The sequence below is a fragment of the Streptomyces sp. DvalAA-14 genome (genome assembly GCF_900091855.1).
Classification (GTDB): domain Bacteria; phylum Actinomycetota; class Actinomycetes; order Streptomycetales; family Streptomycetaceae; genus Actinacidiphila.
In genome coordinates this window covers 1-4,766 of the sequence record NZ_FMCH01000581.1, presented here as the reverse complement: position 1 = coordinate 4,766, position 4,766 = coordinate 1, and the positions used below count along the sequence as shown (strand labels likewise).

The window sequence follows — 4,766 nt, the reverse complement described above, 5'->3', positions numbered from 1 at the left end:
GCGGGCCGCGGGCCGCGGATCCGCCGCAGGACCGATGGCGTGGTCACGCCGTCACTCTTCGCGTAGGTGGCGGCGACCTTCTCGGCCAGCGCCTGGCCGGCCTTCAGCGCGTCGGCGACGCTGGTCCGGCCGGCGATCGCGGAGCTGATCTGCTGCGAGACCTGCGTGCCGAGGTCGGTGAACTCCGGGATGCCGACGAACTGGATGCCGGGCGCGGGCCGCGGCTGGACGCCGGGGTTGCCCGGGTCGGCCCCGTCGATCGCGGTCTGGGTGGCCTTGGCGAACGCCGAGGCCGCCGCCAGGTAGCTGGCGTTGGTGTAGGTGGAGGTGCGCTTGCCGGCCGGGACCCGCGACCAGCCGAGCTGCTTGCCGACCAGTTCCTCGTAACCGCGCCCGGACGCCCAGGAGATGAACTTCCACGCGTCGTCCTGGTGTTTGCTCGCCTTCTGCAGGCCCCAGGCCCAGGTGTAGAGCCAGCCGCTGTTCCTGGTCTGCTCGACCGGGGCCGGCGCGTAGCCGATCTTGCCCGCGACCGGGGAGTCCGCGGCCTCCAGCGAGCCCGCCGCCGAGGTGGCGTCGTACCACATGGCGACCTTGCCCTGCTCCAGGTCGTTGAGGCACTCGGTGAAGCCGGACTGCGGCGCGCCGGCCTCGCCGTGGCTGCGCACCAGGTCCACGTAGAACCGGGTGGCCCGGGTGAAGGCGGGGCTGTCGACCTCGGCCTTCCAGTCCTGGTCGAACCAGGTGCCGCCCATGGTGTTCACCACGGTCGTCAGCGGCGCCATCAGCTCGCCCCAGCCGGGCTGGCCGCGCAGGCAGATGCCCTTCATGCCGGGCTGGGCGCCGTCGGCCTTCGCGGCGAGGTCGGCGACCTGCGTCCAGGTCGGGTGGGCCGGCATGGTCAGGTGCTTCGCGGCGAAGACGTCCTTGCGGTACATCAGGAACGAGGACTCGCCGTAGAACGGCTCGGCGTAGATCTGGCCGCCGGCGGTCAGCGACTCCTGGATGGGCGGCAGGATGTCGGCCTGGTCGAAGGACGTGTCCGCCTTCGCCCTCGCGGTCAGCGGCGACAGCCAGCCGTTCTTGGCGTAGATGGGCGCCTCGTAGTTGCTGATGGTCGCCACGTCGTACTGGCCGGCCTGGCTGGAGAAGTCCTGGGTGATCTTGTCGCGGACGTCGTCCTCGGGCAGCACGGTGAAGTTCACCTTGATCCCGGTGGACTTGGTGAAGTTGGCCGCGGTGAGCTTCTGCAGGTCGGCCATCTGCGGGTTGTTGACCATCAGCACGTCGATGGAGTGCGCGCCGCCGCCGGAGCCGCCGGCGCCCGAACAGCCGGCGGCCAGCAGGCTGCCGCAGACCGCCAGCGCGAGCGGTGCGAGTACGCGGCGGGTGTTTCCGGTGATGCGTGGTCCGGTGATGCGTGTCATGACGCGTCCCTTTCATCACTGGTGAGGGGGGAGTGGGGGGGTGAGGTGGCGCTGGACTCGCGGGGTGGAAGTGACGGCGCGGGAGGGTAGGGGGAGGGGGCTGCCGGCGGCGGGCAGCGGGCGCGGTGGTGCGGGCGGTGGCCCCGGGGGCGGAGGTGCGGGTGCGATGCGGGTGCGGTGCGGGGCGGTGCGGTGGGGTGCGGGGCGGGCCTGCGGGTCAGACCCGGAAGACGCGCGGCCCGAGCAGTGCGTAGCGGTGCGCCTCGGCGCTGGACAGTCCGGTGTCGGTGACGATCGCCTCGAAGTCGGCCACCTCGGCGAAGCGGCAGAAACTGCTCGCCCCGAACTTGCTGTGGTGGCCGAGGAACACGCGCCGGCGCGCGACCTCCATCGCCTTGGCCTTGACGTCGGCGACGACCGGATCGGGCGTGGTCAGGCCCAGTTCGCGGGAGATGCCGTTCGACCCGACGAACGCCAGGTCGATCACGAAACCGGACAGCATGGCGCAGGCCCACGAGCCGACGGTGGCCAGGGTCCGGGCCCGGACCCGGCCGCCGAGCAGCAGCACGGTGGTGTTGGCGGAGTCGGCGATCGCCGCCGCGGTCGTCAGCGAGGCGGTGACCACGGTCAGCGGGCGGTCGCCGGGCAGCAGGGCGGCCAGGATCTGCGGCGTGTACCCCTCGTCGACGAACACCGTCTCGGCCTCGCCGAGCAGTTTGACGGCTTCGGCGGCGATCCTGCGCTTGTCGGCGACGTGCAGGGTGACCCGCTGCGCCAGGTCGGTCTCGAAGCCGGCGCCCTCGACCGGATAGGCCCCGCCGTAGGTGCGGCGGACCAGGCCCCGGCGCTCCAGGACCCCCCAGGTCGCGCCGGACGGTCTCCGGTGCCACCGCCAGATCGGCGGCCACCGCGGTGACCTCGATCCGGCCCTGGTGGCGGGCGAGCGCGAGGATGCGGTGCTGCCGTTCCGGAGCCCGCATGACCGTCACCTCGCCTCTCCGCGCGCCAACCGATCCGGGCACGGCCTGCCCGTTATCGCCCGCAGAAGAGTTATACCAACGGGCTTCGGCCCGGCCGGGGTCCGTAACGGCCGACAAACAGCCCGGTTGTGCCCGGCCGTTGACGGAAACAGGGCAGCTGGGAGCCCATCGGTGGGGCGGCGTGGGGCGCCTGTCACCCAATGGGGCGTCGGCCGTGCCCGATCCGGGCCCCGCCCGGTACCGGGCACCTGCACGTATCCGCGGGGGTGGCCGCGGCCGCGGGTCGCCGGTGCCACCCGCGGGCCGCGGCCCGCGTCACCGCGCCAGCGCCCTCAGCAGCGCGTCGGTGTCGGGTGTGCCGAGCAGGACGAACACCGGGGTCACGTCGAGATCGGCGGCGTAACCCGTCAGATCGGCCGGCCCGTGGATCGTCCTGCGGTGGTGGACGTCGAACCACCGGCCGGGCGGGAGGTGGATGTCGCGCCGGGCCCCGTCGGCCAGGACCGGCGCGGCGAGCAGCGCGTCGCCGAGCAGCCATTGGTCGTTGATGGCGTAGGTGGCCTCGTCCTGCGGGTGGTTGAAGAACAGCGGCTTCATGATCGGTTCGCCGGTGCGCACCGCCCGCCGCACCTGGGCCTCGATGTAGGGCGCGAGCCGTCCGTGGGTCGCCACCGCGCCGGTGTACAGCTCGACGGTCTGCTGGTCGTACTGCTGGCTGCCCTCCGCGTTGGACACCCCGAGCGGTGAGGCGGAGGAGTACATCAGCGGCATCAGCGACGCCGCCTGAGCCCATCGCACCAGCACGTCCTTGGTGGCCGGGGCCTCGTCGAGCGAACCGCCGATCATGTCGGTCTCGACGAACGGGTAGCCGACGGTGCTGATCGCCAGGTTCTGTGCCACCGCCGCCCGCAGCGAGTCCCAGCCGGTTCCCTTGTCGATCTGCCGGGTGACGAAGCCGTACTTCTGGGAACCGGTCCAGTGGATCCGCACCCCGGCGCCCTGCAGGTCGAACTGGTCGCACAGCTCCGCGCCGAGCCGCAGGTAGTCGATCGCGGTGTAGCCGGGGTAGGGCGCGCAGGTCTCGTCGAAGAAGCGGGTGTCGAACTTGAATCCGTCGACGCCGTAGGTCTGCTGCAGGCTCTGCAGATTGCCGACGTACCAGGCGCGCGCGGCCGGGTTGGCCAGGTCGACGATGCCGGCCGTGCCGTTCCACCAGGTGACCAGGCCGGGCTGGCCGGGGTCGGTCGTCGACGCCAGGAGGTAGCCGTGGTCGGCGGCGTAGGCGAAGTTGTCGGCGTCGGTGTTGATCCACAAGGTGACCCAGATGCCGAAGTCGTAGCCCATCGCGTGGATCCGGTCGGACATCGTCCGCGGCGCCGGGAACTTGCTGTTGAAGGTGAAGTCGCCGTAGTGGCTCATCCAGCCGTCGTCCAGCTGGATGGTGTGCCCCGGCACTCCGGCGTCGTGCAGGCCCTGGGCCCACGCCAGCAGCGAGTCCTGCGTGACGTCGGTGGAGAACTGGGCCCAGGAGTTCCACAGCGGCTCGGCGTACTGGGTGCCGGTCGCGTCGGACTTGGCCGGTGTGCCGGTGATGCCGATGTAGTCCTCGTAGACATCCCTGGGGGTGCGCTCCACGAAGACGGTGGAGTCCATGGTGGCGCTCCCGGTGAGGGTGTAGCCGAAGACACCCTCGGTCGCGTCGTTCATGGACACGTCCATGACGTCCTCGGTGTCGACCCACAGGCCGGTGCCGCGCTGGGTGAACCAGAACGGCTCGGTGATCAGGTATTCCGCGGGCGCCATCGCGGTGTCGCGGACGGTGCCGGAGTCCAGCGGCCACGGCTGGTCCTCGTACGGCGCCCCGGCCGCGGTCACCGCCTCGCCCTGGCCGTACCAGTGGCCGGCCGACGCCACCAGATAGTGGCTGGCCACCTGGGTCGCGGCGGCCCCGCCCGCCACCGACCAGGTCAGCCGGTAACGGTCGGCGGCCGGTGCGATCGAGTAACGCACGGTGCTGCCGGGCGTGCTCGTCGCCAGGGTCAGGTCGAGCGCGCCGTCGTGCCAGCGCGCGCCGACCACCGATGTGGCGGTGGTCCAGGACCCCGGGGCGGTTTGGAAGACCGCGGGTCCCGACGAGGTGTCCAGCCCGGCGGTGGTCTGCAGGACCACCTTCCCGTCCCGCTTGGTGGTGATCCGGAAGGGTGACTTGTCGACGACCACCTGGTAGCCGGGGCTGGCCGCGGTGGCCGCCACGGTGAGGACGAGGTGGTCACCGGCGTCCTGGAAGCGGGTGCGGGCCGAGGGGCCGGTGCCGGGCCGGCGCCGGTCGGTCCGCGCGGCGCCGGCCGCGGCCGCCGCC

General features: G+C 72.1%; 2 protein-coding genes and 1 pseudogene. All 3 read right to left on the bottom strand.

Translation table 11 applies throughout. The features are described 5' to 3' along the window. On the bottom strand, positions 1 to 1,427 hold a 1,427-nt coding region (locus GA0115240_RS31445; protein ID WP_093742014.1), incomplete at its 3' end, for an ABC transporter substrate-binding protein. Positions 1,428 to 1,644: 217 nt separating this feature from the next. Next, a pseudogene (locus GA0115240_RS31440) lies at positions 1,645 to 2,407 on the bottom strand (DeoR/GlpR family DNA-binding transcription regulator). A gap of 315 nt (positions 2,408 to 2,722) precedes the next feature. After that, a partial coding sequence (locus tag GA0115240_RS31435; protein ID WP_093742012.1) for a glycoside hydrolase family 31 protein occupies positions 2,723 to 4,766 on the bottom strand: 2,044 nt, incomplete at its 5' end.